Origin of the sequence: Thalassospira sp. HJ (assembly GCF_000948415.1) — a bacterium.
In the GTDB taxonomy this organism is placed as follows: Bacteria; Pseudomonadota; Alphaproteobacteria; order Rhodospirillales; family Thalassospiraceae; genus Thalassospira.
Genome location: NZ_JYII01000015.1, coordinates 137,717 through 151,416, shown reverse-complemented (window position 1 = coordinate 151,416; position 13,700 = coordinate 137,717). Strand labels below are relative to the sequence as shown.

Here is a 13,700-nt window from a genome sequence, read left to right as displayed (position 1 = left end):
GGAGTCCATCGATATGTCCATGTTAAAAATCGAAGGTGTTCATACCTTCTATGGCAATATCGAAGCCCTCAAGGGCATTGATATGGAAGTCAATGAAGGTGAAATCGTAACCCTGATCGGTGCCAACGGTGCCGGCAAGACCACCTTGCTGATGACGTGCTGTGGTTCGCCGCAGGCCAGCAAGGGGCGCATTCTTTTCGAAGGCCAGGATATCAGTCGCATGCCGATGCATGAGATCTGCCAGCTTGGCATTCAGCAGTCGCCGGAAGGGCGTCGTATTTTCCCGCGTATGTCGGTTTATGAAAACCTACAGATGGGCGCGATCACCCAGGATCCGAAACATTTCAATTCGGATATCGAAATGGTGTTTGATCTGTTCCCGCGTCTGAAGGAACGCATCAACCAGCGTGCCGGGACGATGTCGGGTGGTGAACAGCAGATGTTGGCAATTGGCCGTGCTCTTATGGGCCGTCCGCGTCTTCTTCTGCTTGATGAGCCATCCCTTGGCCTTGCGCCGCTGATCGTGAAGCAGATTTTCGAAACGATCGAGAAGATCAACCGCGAGAAAAAGATGACGGTCTTCCTCGTTGAGCAGAACGCGTTCCACGCGCTCAAACTGGCTCATCGCGGGTATGTGATGGTCAATGGCAACATTACGCTCTCGGGGACGGGTGCGGAACTTCTGGCGAACCCGGAAGTCCGTGCAGCCTACCTCGAAGGTGGCCACTAGGGAGTTCTGAGATGGAAGCGATTACGGGTACCAGCATTGGTGTCACAATCGGAATGACCATCATCCTGATGGGGTTCTGCGGCTTTATGACCGGACAGGCCATTGCAAACACCTGGCGTCCGTCCTGGCAGCTTGTGCCGTATGCCTTGCTGCTTGGCTGTGTCGACCGCTTCATGGTTTTTGCCCTGTTCGAAGGTGAGCTGCTGTCACTTTCCGGCTACATTTTTGATACGGTCATCTTGTTTGCCATCACGTTTACGGCGTTCCGCCTGACGCAGGTGAACAAGATGCTGTCGCAATATCCGTGGCTGTATGAACGGGTTGGTCCGTTTGCATATCGCGCCCGTGAAGGTGCTGATGTTCGGTAATATTTGCGGGGACGCCCGGCGTCCCCGCACGGTTGCCCGATAACGGGCAATCACAGGGTTTGTACTCATGCACACCAATTCTGGCGTGCCGCAGTACGTGGGACCTGAGACCGGTAATCGGCGAAAAATACGGGCCGGTTTCAGATCCAAAAAGATGATTCTGTCATGGTGATGGGATCAACCTTTGGAACAGGGAGACTTCTCTAATGTCGAAAACCAAGCTCGGCCTTCTTGCCACTGCTTCCGCGCTTGTTCTTTCAATGGGTGTAGCAAAAGCTGACATCGTTGTTGCGACCGTCGGTCCGATGACCGGTCCGTACGCTGCATTCGGTGAACAGATGACCCAGGGTGCAGAGAAAGCAGTTGCCGACATCAACGCAGCTGGTGGCGTGAACGGCGAAATGCTCGTTCTCGAAATCGGCGATGACGCTTGCGATCCGAAACAGGCTGTTGCTGTTGCAAACCAGCTGGTAAGCAAAGACGTCGCACTTGTTGCTGGTCACTTCTGCTCGGGTTCCTCGATCCCGGCTTCTGAAGTGTACTTCGAAGAAGGCATCATCCAGATTTCTCCGGCTTCGACCAACCCGCAGCTGACCGAACGTGACATGGACAACGTATTCCGTGTTTGCGGCCGTGACGATCAGCAGGGTGAAGTTGCTGGTAAATACCTTGCTGCCAACTATGGCGACAAGAAAATCGCCATCGTTCACGACAAACAGGCTTATTCCAAAGGTCTGGCTGACGAAACCAAGAAAAACCTTAATGCAAGCGGCAAAGAAGAAGCCCTTTACGAAGCAATCACCCCGGCTGAGAAAGACTACTCGGCCCTGGTGACCAAGCTTAAAGCCGAAGGCATTGAAGTTCTGTATTATGGTGGTTACCACACCGAACTCGGTCTGATCGTTCGTCAGATGCGCGCACAGGGCATGGACACCATGGTTATGTCCGGTGACGCAATCAACACCCTTGAGTATTGGGCGATCACTGGTGATTCCGGCGAAGGCACCATCTTCACCGCTTCCCCGGCGATTGAAACCGATCCGCGCAACGCTGACCTCGTCAAATACTTCGACGAAATCGGCTACAAGCCGGAAGGTTATACCCTGTTCACCTATGGTGCGATCCAGGCTTGGGCACAGGCTGCCAACAAAGCTGGCTCGACCGATTTCGAACCGGTTGTAGATGCCCTGCATTCCGAGACCTTCAACACCGTTCTTGGCGACATCTCCTTTGACGCCAAAGGCGACGTTGATGCACCGGGTTACTGGATCTACACCTGGAAAGACGGTCAGTACACTGACGGTGCGATCCAGAATCCGTGATCATCTGCAAATGGTCAGCCCGGTGTGAAGCCGGGCTGACCTGACCTTGCAGTCAGATACGAAAAACGCCGCCCTGAAACGGGGCGGCGTTTTTTGTTTGCGACAGTCGTGGGGAAGGGCGTTATTTCGCCTTGCGACCCAGGCCGATTTTCTTGGCGAACTGCGAACGCTGTTTGGCATAGTTCGGGGCAACCATCGGGTAATCGGCCGGCAGGCCCCACTTCGCACGGTATTCTTCCGGGGTGAGGTTATAGGTCGTGCGCAGGTGACGCTTGAGCATTTTCAGCTTTTTGCCGTCTTCAAGGCAGACAATATAGTCATCGCCAATGGATTTCTTGATCGGAACAGCCGGTTTCAGCGGTTCGGCTTCCGGTTCTTTTTCAACTTCGTGTATTTCATCAAGAGAAGCAAAAACGGTCGAAATCAGTTCCGGAATCTGTGCCGCTGCAAGCGCATTGTTGCTGACATAGGCAGATACAATGTCGACGGTCATCTGTAAAAGTTCGTCGCGGTCAAGCACGCTGTTCTCGGTTTCAGCCATAATTGAAGTAATCCTTCATTTGATAATTCAGATTAAACTTAATGCACTATTCTTTCGATATAATCAAACCACAGAAAAACACAAGGTAATTTATTAAATCCGCACTGTATCAGGTTATATTGGGCCTATATTAAAGTTTATGTTCTGGCGGCATTCATTTAAATCCGCATGCTTTCAGATGACGCAAGAAATACAACCAAACCGATTGCGCAATACTACTGTTTAAATGGCCGGATCATCCTGTACGGCGATATCGTCCTTCTGTTACCTCGTTTGACCTTGTTGACGGCGTGAAAACCGACATATGTGTTCAGTATGTGGAGCGTCTGAACCTTAGCGGTTTTGCAGCGTCTGTTCTGTTTGGAAAACTTGCCGTTTTGGGTGAGCTGCGCGTTGGCAGGTCCGACGCTATATGCTACAAGGCGCTCAAATTTTATCTTCTGCTTTTGGATGAAGGCACGCCTATGACCGTCAAGACCCTTGCCATTGCTTCCGATCACGGTGGTGTGGACCTGAAATCAACCATTGCCGAGACCCTGAAAAAGCGCGGAATTGAAGTGCTTGATCTGGGCACGGATGGTTCGTCTTCTGTCGACTATCCGGACTATGCGCAGGCGGTAGCCAAGGCGATTATCGATGGCAAGGCCGAGGCGGGTATTCTCGTCTGCGGGTCGGGCATCGGTATGAGCATCGCAGCCAACCGTTATCCGCAAATTCGCGCAGCACTGGTTCATGACCGTCTTTCCGCAGAACTTTGCCGTCAGCATAACAACGCAAATGTTCTCTGCCTTGGTGCACGCCTTCTAGGTGAAGCCACGGCACTGGATTGCGTGGATGCATTCATGTCGACCGAATTTGAAGGCGGTCGTCACGAAGGTCGCGTCGCAAAAATGTCCTGCTCCATCTGATTTTATCGCCATCTGGCATCAACCGGAACGGGCAGGCGGTCCAGATGGATCGTTCCCCGTCACATCGCATCGAAAGAGGCCCCCGCATGTCGTTCAAAGGCTTTTTCACCACCAGCTTGGCCGAAGCTGATCCGGCACTGTACAAATCTGTCACCGACGAACTTGATCGTCAGCAGAACCAGATCGAGATGATTGCTTCGGAAAACATCGTTTCCAAAGCGGTTATCGACGCACAGGGCACCGTCCTGACCAACAAATACGCCGAAGGCTATCCTTCGCGCCGTTATTACGGTGGTTGCGAGTATGTTGACGTTGCCGAACAGCTGGCAATCGACCGCGCCAAGGAAATCTTCGGCTGCGAGTTCGTAAACGTTCAGCCGCATTCCGGTGCACAGGCAAACGGTGCGGTGATGCTCGCACTTTGCAAGCCGGGCGACACCATTCTGGGCATGTCGCTTGATGCGGGTGGTCACCTGACCCACGGCGCACGTCCGGCTCTGTCGGGCAAGTGGTTCAATGCGGTTCAGTATGGCGTTCGTGAAGACGACCTGACCCTTGATTACGATCAGGTCGAAGCGCTTGCGGTCGAGCACAAGCCGGCCCTGATCATTGCGGGTGGTTCGGCCATTCCGCGTCAGATCGATTTCAAGCGTTTCCGCGAAATCGCCGACAAGGTTGGCGCGCTTCTGATGGTTGATATGGCGCACTTCGCTGGCCTCGTTGCCGGTGGCGTTCATCCGAGCCCGCTTCCTTATGCTGACGTTGTTACCACCACCACGCACAAAACCCTTCGTGGTCCGCGTGGCGGCATGATCCTGTCAAACAACCTCGAGATCGGCAAAAAGATCAACTCCGCCGTCTTCCCGGGTCTGCAGGGTGGTCCGCTGATGCATGTGATTGCGGCCAAGGCCGTTGCCTTTGGCGAAGCACTGCGTCCGGAATTCAAGGAATACGCCCAGCAGGTCGTTGATAACGCCAAGGCGCTTGCCGAAGTCCTCGTGAAACGTGGCTTTGACATCGTGACCGGCGGTACCGACACCCACCTGATGCTGGTTGACCTGCGCCCGAAAGGCCTGAAAGGCAACGCGGCGGAAGTCGCACTTGAGCGTGCGGGTATCACCTGCAACAAGAACGGCATTCCGTTCGATACTGAAAAGCCGACCATCACCTCTGGTGTGCGTCTTGGTACGCCGGCTGGCACCACGCGTGGCTTCGGTGTTGCCGAATTCCAGCAGATCGGTGAACTGATTGGTGACGTTCTTGATGCAATGGTCGACAGCCCGGAAGGCAATGCCGAAGTTGAGGCAGCCGTCCGTGCAAAGGTTGAAGACCTCTGCAAGCGTTTCCCGATCTATTCCTGATCGATTTGAGGCTTAGATAAACATATGCGTTGCCCGTTTTGCGGACATACCGATACCCAGGTTAAGGACTCCCGTCCGACCGAAGAGCATCATGCCATTCGCCGTCGCCGGTTCTGTCCTGCCTGTGGTTCACGCTTCACGACATTTGAACGTGTCCAGCTGCGTGAATTGATGGTTGTGAAAACAGACGGGCAACGCGAATTGTTCGACCGCGACAAACTGGCGCGGTCGATCTTTCTTGCCTGTCGCAAACGCCCGATCGAAGACGAACGTGTTGAAAAGGCCCTTAATGGCATTCAACGTCGTCTTGAAAGCAGTGGTGAGAGCGATATTTCCACCGATACCATTGGCGAAATGGTGATGGAGGCGCTCAATGCCCTCGATCAGGTGGCCTATGTACGCTACGCTTCGGTGTACAAGAATTTCCGTGAAGCGCGTGATTTCGAACAATTCGTCGAAAAAATGCATGATGGGGAAGAAGAGGCGGACGCAGAGTAATGACAGCCCCCGCGTTTAGCGAAGACGACCGGCATTTCATGCGGGTCGCATTGAGCCTGTCAAAACGTGGTTTGGGAAATGTCTGGCCGAACCCGGCCGTTGGCTGTGTCCTTGTTTCTTCTGATGGTACCATTGTTGGCCGTGGTCACACACAGCCCGGTGGTCGCCCGCATGCCGAACGTGTTGCACTTGATATGGCCGGTGATCTGGCCCGTGGTGCAACTGCCTATGTCACCCTTGAACCTTGCAGCCACGTTGGCAAAACGCCACCCTGTGCGACCGGCCTGATCGAAGCTGGTGTGTTGCGCGTTGTCAGTGCATTGACCGATCCGGATCCGCGCGTATCGGGCAGGGGCCATGACATGCTGCGTGCTGCCGGTATTAAGGTCGATGTCGGGCTTTACGACGATGAAGCCCGCCGGGTGAATGAAGGGTTCCTGTCCAAGGCCGAACGTTTACGTCCGTTTGTGACGTTGAAACTGGCATCGACCCTTGATGCGCGTTCCGCCACGAAAACTGGCGAAAGTCAGTGGATTACCGGTCCTGCGGCGCGCGAAGCGGGCCACCTGTTGCGTGCTAATCACGATGCCATTCTGGTCGGTGCAAATACGGTGATTGCCGATGATCCCAGCCTGACCTGCCGACTTGCCGGGCGCAGCCATCAGTCCCCGCTGCGGGTAATTCTGGATCGTGCAGGCGATGTACCGATTACCGCGAAGCTGATCGAAACGGCCGATACCGTGCCGACATGGCTTGTGACGGCAGAGCAGAATTTCGCCGAACTATCGGAAAAATTTGGAAAAACTTCCGTAAAAGTGATTGCTGCGGGATGCGCGGATGCACATCTGGACCTACATGACGTCATGCGCAAGCTGGCAGATGAAGGTCTGAGCCGCGTCCTTGTTGAAACTGGTGGCAACCTAGCCGCTGGCCTGATCAAGGCGGGCCTTGTTGATCGCATCATTCATTTTGTCGCACCTTCTGTGATTGGTGGCGACGGCAAGGCAATGATTGCGGACCTTGGTCTGGAAAAGCTTGAAACGGCACCGCGCTTCAAACGCATTTCTGATCAGAAACTGGGTCAGGATATTGCGGTAACCTACGATAAAATAACGGAATAAGTGAATGTTTACTGGCATCATCACCGATATCGCAACCGTTCGTGCAATCAAGAAAACCGGCGACACCCGGTTTGAGTTCACCACATCTTTTGATACCTCAAAGATCGTTCTGGGGGCGTCGATTGCATGTAACGGTGCCTGCATGACCGTGATTGAAACCGGTGATGACTGGTTTGCCATCGAAGCATCAGCAGAAAGCCTGTCGCGTACGACACTGGGTGATCTTGCTGTCGGATCGAAGGTCAATCTTGAGCAGGCCACCCGCGTTGGCGATGAGCTTGGCGGTCATATCGTTTCGGGCCATGTCGACGGTGTTGCGACGCTGACCAAACGGGTGCCGGAAGGCGACTCTTTGCGTCTGACCTTCGAAGTGCCGGAAGAATTCGCAAAATATATCGCCTCCAAGGGGTCGGTGACGCTTGAAGGTGTGTCATTGACCGTCAATGAGGTTGACGGCAACACGTTCGGTATCAATCTGATACCTCATACCCAAACCGAAACCACGTTGGGTTCAAAGCAGCCGGGCGACCGGATCAACTTTGAAATCGACATGCTGGCACGTTATGTCGCGCGTATGCTGGGCAAGGATTGATCAACAATGCCGCATAATTACCTTTCGCCGATCGAAGACGTCATCGAAGAAGCCCGTAATGGCCGGATGTTCATCCTTGTTGATGACGAGGACCGCGAGAACGAGGGCGATCTTGTCATTCCGGGCCAAATGGCAACCCCGGATGCCATCAATTTCATGGCAACCCATGGCCGTGGCCTGATTTGTCTGACGCTTGAGTCTGAACGTTGCGATGAGCTTGGCCTGACGATGATGAGTGCCCATAACGGCACCCGCCATGAAACCGCCTTTACCGTTTCGATCGAAGCCAAGACCGGCGTTACCACTGGTATTTCGGCACCGGATCGCGCACGTACGGTTGCGGTCGCGATTGACCCTAATGCCGGTCGTCATGACATCGTCACACCGGGCCACGTGTTTCCGCTGCGTGCCCGTCCGGGTGGGGTTTTGGTACGTGCCGGCCATACAGAGGCATCGGTGGATATCGCGCGCCTTGCCGGGTTGAACCCGTCTGGTGTGATTTGCGAAATCATGAGTGATTCGGGCGAAATGGCGCGTCTGCCGGAACTGGTAGAGTTTGCCAAGAAGCATGATCTCAAGATCGCACAGATTGCCGATCTGATCCGCTATCGCCGCAAGCATGAAAAGGTTGTCCAGCGTAAAGCGACGACCAAGATCAAAAGCGTCAATGGCGGCGAATTTGACATGCATCTGTATGTCAACAACGTCACCTATGCCGAACATATCGCACTGGTCAAAGGCGACATTTCTGATGATGCGCCGGTTCTGACCCGTGTGCATGCGCTGAACGTCATCGAGGATGTTCTGGGTGACACCCAGGACGGTCATCAGGGGCAGCTTGCTGCTGCCATGCGCCAGATCGGCGAGGAGGGCCGTGGTGTGGTCGTTCTGATCCGTGAGCCGCGCCCCAATACCCTGTCATCATCGATTGCCAAACTGATTGAGCTCAATGGTGGCGATGGTACTGCCTTACGCAAAGAGCTGGCCGATGAAAATGGCGATGGCGATTTGCGCGATTACGGTGTTGGCGCGCAAATCTTGCATGATCTTGGCATTCGCGACATGATTCTGCTTTCAAATACCAAACGCCACATTGTAGGACTTGACGGCTTCGGCCTAAATCTGGTTGATCAGCGTCCGCTTGTCGTCTCGGAGGAATAAAATCATGAGCAACGCCCCCCACATTCTGATTGTGGATGCGCCGTATTACACGCATATCGTCGAAGACCTTGTCAAAGGGGCTGCTTCGACGCTGGAAGCTGGTGGCGCAACATGGGACCGTATTTCGGTTTCGGGTGCGTTTGAGGTGCCGATCACCATTCGATATGCCGTGCAATCGATGGAAGAATTGGCAACCGGTCCGCGCTATGACGGTTATCTGGCGCTTGGCTGTGTGATTCGTGGGGAAACCACCCATTACGACCACATTTGCGAAGAAGCCAACCGGGCGCTGATGCAGCTTTGCCTTGACTACAAACTTGCAATCGGCAATGGCATTCTGACTGTCGAGAACGAGGCGCAGGCACTTGCACGGGCCAAGGCTGACGAGAAGAACAAGGGCGGCGAGGCTGCCAAGGCTGTTCTGCGTCAGATCGAAGTTCAAAACCACTTTGGAATACATCACAAGTAATGACCGAGAAACCAAAGGCATCACCCGCACAGCGGCGCAGCGCCGCGCGCTTTGCCGCTATTCAGGCGCTTTATCAGGCAGAACTGTCGCAATTGTCGGCTGCTGATATTGTGCGCGAATATTCCGACTTCCGCCTTGATGGGACGGGTGGTCGTGATCTTGATGTGCCGAACGAAGACCTGATCGATCCGGATCGCGGCTTTTTCGCCGATCTGGTACAGGGCGTTGCCGCGCGCATGGTAGATATCGATGCGCTGATTGATGGTGCGCTTGAAAAAGGCTGGACCACGCAGCGTCTTGAAACGGTTCTGCGCAGCATTCTGCGTGCAGGCACCTATGAAATGATCGCGCGTGAAGACGTGCCGATGCGGGTTGTCATCACGGAATATGTCGACGCGGCGCATTCGTTCTTTGACGAGAACGAACCGAAGCTCGTCAATGCCGTGCTGGACCGTATCGGGAAAACCCTGCGTCCCGGTGAAGCCGGACAAAATTGATATGGCAGCGCGATCCGGCGAATTTGAACTGATCGCGCGCCATTTTGCGCCCATTGCGCAAGGTGATCCGGCCGCGTTGTCCCTTAAGGATGACGCGGCCGTATTTTCACCACCAGCCGGGCATGAGGTTGTTGTCACAACCGACGCCCTAGTCGCCGATGTCCATTTCCGAAGCATTGATGAACCCGAACTGATCGCGAAGAAAGTTCTGCGCGTGAACCTGTCTGATTTGGCTGCCATGGGGGCTAGGGCAGGTGGTGTGGTGCTGAGTGCCGGGTATAACCGCGATCTGTCTGATGACTGGATCGAGCGGTTCGCCAAGGGCTTTGGCGAAGATTGTGCCGCTTATGGTGTCTCGCTTTTGGGAGGGGACACGGTGGCAACACCCGGGCCGACATTTTTCAGTCTGACTGCATTTGGCTATGTGCCAACAGGATGTGCCCTTCGGCGTGACCGGGCAAAACCGGGTGATGTTCTGGCTGTGACCGGAACGCTGGGTGATGCGGCGCTGGGACTGGCGGTATTGAAGGGGGACTTCCCCGATCTTGCGCCAGAATTGGCGGATTTCCTGAAAGACCGATATTGGTTGCCGCAGCCGCGTATGTTGGAAAGCGAAGGCTTTGGTGCTACGGGCAAGAGGTTGGCTGCGATGGACATCTCTGACGGGCTTGCCGGGGATTGCCGCAAGATTTGCGCGGCCTCGAATGTCGGGCTGGTGATCAACCGCGATGCGATCCCGTTATCTGACGCGGCACGTACTGTGCTTGATCAGGACGACGCCTTGTGGGAGCGGATTCTTGCCGGCGGTGATGATTACGAGCTTTTGATTGCCGGTGCACCGGATGACGTCGCGGGCCTTGGCGATGCGGTTACCGTTATCGGTGCTGTGACCGATGAAGTTGGCGTTGTGTCATTGATCGGGGCAGATGGAAAAATGGCCGAACTCGCAGAGGACGGGTTCGACCATTTCAAATAGCGGCAAAGACATTGACCGGTGAGGGGCTTATTGCCCTTCGCTGAACCGGCCAAGGTTACCAAAGAGCTGCTGTAGGATCGTGATTTCACGACCGGCAGTCGGGGTGACGCGGTCCGTCGGGATAACCGGTTTGCCGTCTTCGAGGTCATATTCACTCAGGATTTCGACGCGATTGGCGGCATCGAAGCTGATCAGAATGACTTTCTGCTGGACGGTTTCGGGTTCGAAGAACGCAACGGTCTCGGTCACACTGGAAATATAAAGCCAGACATTCTCGTCAAAGGCGGCAACCGATGATGGCGATCCCAGAATATTGGTGACATCACCCTTGGTCGATTCTCCGACAGAGATCTGTTCAAGCTGTTCGGGCTCCGGGGCGTTGCCGCGGGTGGCAATTCTTGGGCTACAGGCAGCGACAAAGGCAACAGCCAGCCCTGCCAGCATGATCAGGGGAATGCGGGTAGTTTTGTTATGCATGAAGCTCACCTGAGCGACCCTCTTCTTGAAGCCAAACCGGAATTGCCTTGAGTTTCTGCGCGAGGCGCATGATATTGCCGGGCAATGACTGGGGCAGACATGCCCCAATGAGATTTACGGCATTCTGCGTGCCATGACAGGAATGTCAACGAAGGAGTGTTACTGTTGTTTGGATGGCTTAAGAAAAAGGACCGCAAGCAAACCGCTGCGTTCGAGCTTTACAGGGCAATGGTAACCCAGGCGCGCCAACCGGACTTCTACGCAAAGCTTGGCGTTCCCGATACGATGGAAGGCCGTTTTGACCTTATTCTCGTGCATGCCTTTATCCTGTTCCGCCGGTTGAAGGCGGATGATGGCGACCGTGATCTGGCGCAACATATTTTTGACGTGATGTTTGCCGACCTTGATCAGAACATGCGTGAAATGGGGATTGGCGATGTCGGTATCCTCAAACGCATCCGCAAGATGTCTGAATCCTATCATGGGCGCATTGTTGCCTATGAAGAGGGTGTTCAGTCTGGCGCAGCCGAGCTTGCTGCCGCACTGGACCGCAATCTTTTCGCTGACTGCGAGGTCAGCAATGAACAACTGATGGCAATGGTTGGCTATATCCACGACGCGCTGACCGGCCTTGAAAATCAAACCATTTTGCAAATGCAGAACGGCGCGGTGCATTTTCCCGATGTGCCGGATGTTGCCGTATCCGCCCCGCAATAGAAAGAAGACCTGATGCCTGATAATTTTACCCCCGAGTTTTCCCGCATTGTCAAAACCGACGAGATGGTGAAGGGCAAAGAGAAAATTACCGTTGAAGCCAACGAAAAGGAACGTGCGGCACTGGCCAAACGGTTCGAGCTGGTTTCGATCGACAGCCTGCGGGCCGAGCTTGAAGTCAAAACTGCGTCAAACGGCGAAGTCACCGTCCGTGGCCCGATGAATGCCGAGATCGTGCAAAGCTGTGTCGCGACCCTTGAGCCGGTTCCCGAAACAGTTGAAGACACGGTTGAAGTTCTTTTCTCGCCGCATGTTTCCGAAGAAGACATGCCGTCAAACCCCGATGATCTTGAAAATCTGTCGGAAGACGAACTGATGGCGCTGCTTGAACAGCCCGAGCCGCTTGTTGATGGCAAGATTGATCTGGGCGAGGTCGTTGCGCAGTTCCTGGCAGTTGCGATGAACCCGTATCCGCGCAAGGATGATGCGGAATTGCCGGAATCGATCCAGTCCGAAGAAGAGGCCGAAGCCGACAAACCCAATCCGTTTGCGCAGCTTGCCGGCCTTAAAGAACAGCTTGAAAAGAAAAAATAGTAGTCATCTGCGTGCGAACGTCTGATGATTAGGCCTGATGAATATGCCGGTATTTACCGGCATTTCACTTTTGGTCGGCACGATGACCGTGTTTCAGCTGTCATACTGATGGTCACCGGAACAGGCTTTACCTTGTATCTGGTGGAGAATTCCGGTAATTACGGGCGTTCCGGCCTATGAATGAGAAGCTTGAGCCCCAAGGCTCGGCTGCCGGTGATCCGGTTCAGAGATTTTAGAACAACCATAAGAGAATACGTTGCCTGAACAGGTTTGCATATCACTTGACGCGATGGGAGGAGACCACGCGCCAGAGATGGTTTTGGCCGGTGCAGAAATTGCACTCAAACGGTTGCCCCATCTCAAGTTTCTGATGTTTGGTGATGAAGCACAGCTCAAACCGATGCTGGCCAAATATCCGACATTGGAAGCTGTCAGCGAGATCCGCCACGCATCCCAGGAAGTCTCGATGGAAGACAAGCCTTCCGTCGCCCTGCGTCAACGCCGTGATTCCAGCATGCGGCTTGCCATCAATGCCGTTAAGGAAGGCGATGCACAGGGTGTTGTGTCTGCCGGGAATACCGGGGCCCTGATGGCGATGGCGAAGTTCGTCCTCAAAACCGTCCGCGGCATCGACCGCCCGGCGATTGCCACCTATATGCCGACCCAGCGCGGCGAGACGGTGATGCTTGACCTTGGTGCGAACATCGAATGTGACGAGCACAACTTGGTGCAGTTCGCCCTGATGGGTGAGGTATTCACCCGTATTCTGTTTGGCCTTGAAAAGCCGTCTGTCGGCTTGCTCAATGTCGGCATCGAAGAGCTTAAAGGCAATGAGTCGGTCAAGAAAGCCGCCGCGATCCTGCGCGATAGCGATCTTCCTATCCGCTTTGAAGGCTTTGTCGAGGGGGATGACCTTGCCAAGGGGACCGTTGATGTCATCGTGACCGACGGATTTACCGGCAACGTGGCGCTCAAGACCGCAGAAGGGACTGCGCGCCTGTTGGTGCATTTCCTGCGCGAGACGTTCAAAAGCTCCTTCTTTGCCAAGATCGGTTATCTTCTTGCCCGTCGTTCGCTTCAGCGTTTCCGTGATCGGATGGATCCGCGCCGTTATAACGGTGCGATGTTGCTGGGCCTGAATGGTATTGCGGTCAAAAGCCATGGCGGCACGGATGCACTTGGTTTTTCCAATGCCATCGGGGTTTGCCACGACCTGATCGTCAATAACCTGAATGACAGCATCAAGCATGAGCTCTCGATCTTTGAACAGGCCATGAGCGGCCTTGAAAATGACGAGCCAGAAGAAGTTGCCGTTCCTGTTGGTCAAGCCAACTGATTAACCCACCAGAAAACAGAAAGCCGGCGGTCCCC

Annotated in this window: 17 protein-coding genes; 15 read left to right on the top strand and 2 right to left on the bottom strand. The window is 54.4% G+C overall.

Annotation, left to right across the window (positions count from 1 at the left end; all coding sequences use genetic code 11):
• Positions 1–19: 19 nt before the first annotated feature.
• The 3 genes from UF64_RS13780 to UF64_RS13770 all read left to right on the top strand — a co-directional run bounded on the left by UF64_RS13780 (position 20) and on the right by UF64_RS13770 (position 2,420).
• Complete coding sequence (locus UF64_RS13780) at positions 20–730, top strand: ABC transporter ATP-binding protein (protein ID WP_044829218.1); 711 nt, start codon at positions 20–22, stop codon at positions 728–730.
• Between the two features lie 11 nt (positions 731–741).
• Entirely contained in the window at positions 742–1,098 is a 357-nt protein-coding gene (locus UF64_RS13775; RefSeq protein ID WP_044829178.1) for a DUF6867 family protein, read from the top strand.
• 206 nt (positions 1,099–1,304) lie between these two features.
• The gene (locus UF64_RS13770) at positions 1,305–2,420 is read left to right on the top strand and encodes a branched-chain amino acid ABC transporter substrate-binding protein (RefSeq protein ID WP_044829177.1); all 1,116 of its coding nucleotides are present in this window, start codon (positions 1,305–1,307) and stop codon (positions 2,418–2,420) included.
• A 121-nt stretch (positions 2,421–2,541) separates the two neighbouring features.
• Here UF64_RS13770 and UF64_RS13765 read toward each other — a convergent pair whose 3' ends face one another.
• Complete coding sequence (locus UF64_RS13765; protein ID WP_044829176.1) at positions 2,542–2,961, bottom strand: MucR family transcriptional regulator; 420 nt, start codon at positions 2,959–2,961, stop codon at positions 2,542–2,544.
• Between the two features lie 464 nt (positions 2,962–3,425).
• Here UF64_RS13765 and rpiB point away from each other — a divergent pair, with 464 nt between their 5' ends.
• The 9 genes from rpiB to thiL all read left to right on the top strand — a co-directional run bounded on the left by rpiB (position 3,426) and on the right by thiL (position 10,544).
• Positions 3,426–3,869 carry a ribose 5-phosphate isomerase B gene (gene rpiB, locus UF64_RS13760; protein ID WP_044829217.1) on the top strand — a complete coding sequence of 148 codons (444 nt, stop codon included), beginning with the start codon at positions 3,426–3,428 and terminating at the stop codon, positions 3,867–3,869.
• 86 nt (positions 3,870–3,955) lie between these two features.
• A complete protein-coding gene (glyA, locus tag UF64_RS13755) occupies positions 3,956–5,230 on the top strand; it encodes a serine hydroxymethyltransferase (protein ID WP_044829216.1) in 1,275 nt (424 codons plus the stop codon).
• Between the two features lie 24 nt (positions 5,231–5,254).
• Positions 5,255–5,728, top strand: coding sequence for a transcriptional regulator NrdR (gene nrdR / locus UF64_RS13750; protein WP_008891109.1), 474 nt, complete (start codon positions 5,255–5,257; stop codon positions 5,726–5,728).
• Positions 5,728–6,849, top strand: a complete 1,122-nt coding sequence (gene ribD / locus UF64_RS13745; RefSeq protein ID WP_044829175.1) for a bifunctional diaminohydroxyphosphoribosylaminopyrimidine deaminase/5-amino-6-(5-phosphoribosylamino)uracil reductase RibD — start codon at positions 5,728–5,730, stop codon at positions 6,847–6,849. The genes nrdR and ribD overlap by 1 nt, the downstream gene beginning before the upstream one ends.
• Before the next feature lie 4 nt (positions 6,850–6,853).
• Positions 6,854–7,441: a riboflavin synthase gene (locus UF64_RS13740; protein ID WP_044829174.1), complete on the top strand. Its 588-nt coding sequence runs from the start codon at positions 6,854–6,856 to the stop codon at positions 7,439–7,441.
• A gap of 6 nt (positions 7,442–7,447) precedes the next feature.
• Positions 7,448–8,602 carry a 3,4-dihydroxy-2-butanone-4-phosphate synthase gene (gene ribB / locus UF64_RS13735; RefSeq protein WP_044829173.1) on the top strand — a complete coding sequence of 385 codons (1,155 nt, stop codon included), beginning with the start codon at positions 7,448–7,450 and terminating at the stop codon, positions 8,600–8,602.
• 4 nt (positions 8,603–8,606) lie between these two features.
• Complete coding sequence (gene ribH, locus UF64_RS13730) at positions 8,607–9,071, top strand: 6,7-dimethyl-8-ribityllumazine synthase (RefSeq protein WP_044829172.1); 465 nt, start codon at positions 8,607–8,609, stop codon at positions 9,069–9,071.
• A complete protein-coding gene (nusB, locus tag UF64_RS13725; protein ID WP_044829171.1) occupies positions 9,071–9,568 on the top strand; it encodes a transcription antitermination factor NusB in 498 nt (165 codons plus the stop codon). Before ribH ends, nusB begins: the two co-directional genes overlap by 1 nt.
• Before the next feature lies 1 nt (position 9,569).
• Entirely contained in the window at positions 9,570–10,544 is a 975-nt protein-coding gene (gene thiL / locus UF64_RS13720; RefSeq protein ID WP_044829215.1) for a thiamine-phosphate kinase, read from the top strand.
• A 27-nt stretch (positions 10,545–10,571) separates the two neighbouring features.
• Here thiL and UF64_RS13715 read toward each other — a convergent pair whose 3' ends face one another.
• Positions 10,572–11,021, bottom strand: a complete 450-nt coding sequence (locus UF64_RS13715) for an outer membrane protein assembly factor BamE (protein ID WP_044829170.1) — start codon at positions 11,019–11,021, stop codon at positions 10,572–10,574.
• Between the two features lie 165 nt (positions 11,022–11,186).
• On the opposite strand from UF64_RS13715, the gene UF64_RS13710 reads away from it, so the two are divergent.
• The 3 genes from UF64_RS13710 (at position 11,187) to plsX (ending at position 13,665) form a co-directional block, all read left to right on the top strand.
• Positions 11,187–11,738 (top strand): ubiquinol-cytochrome C chaperone family protein, encoded by a 552-nt coding sequence (locus UF64_RS13710; RefSeq protein WP_044829214.1) that lies wholly within the window; start codon positions 11,187–11,189, stop codon positions 11,736–11,738.
• Positions 11,739–11,750: 12 nt separating this feature from the next.
• A complete protein-coding gene (locus UF64_RS13705; protein WP_044829169.1) occupies positions 11,751–12,329 on the top strand; it encodes a DUF177 domain-containing protein in 579 nt (192 codons plus the stop codon).
• A gap of 256 nt (positions 12,330–12,585) precedes the next feature.
• Positions 12,586–13,665 carry a phosphate acyltransferase PlsX gene (gene plsX, locus UF64_RS13700; protein ID WP_044829168.1) on the top strand — a complete coding sequence of 360 codons (1,080 nt, stop codon included), beginning with the start codon at positions 12,586–12,588 and terminating at the stop codon, positions 13,663–13,665.
• Positions 13,666–13,700 lie beyond the last annotated feature (35 nt).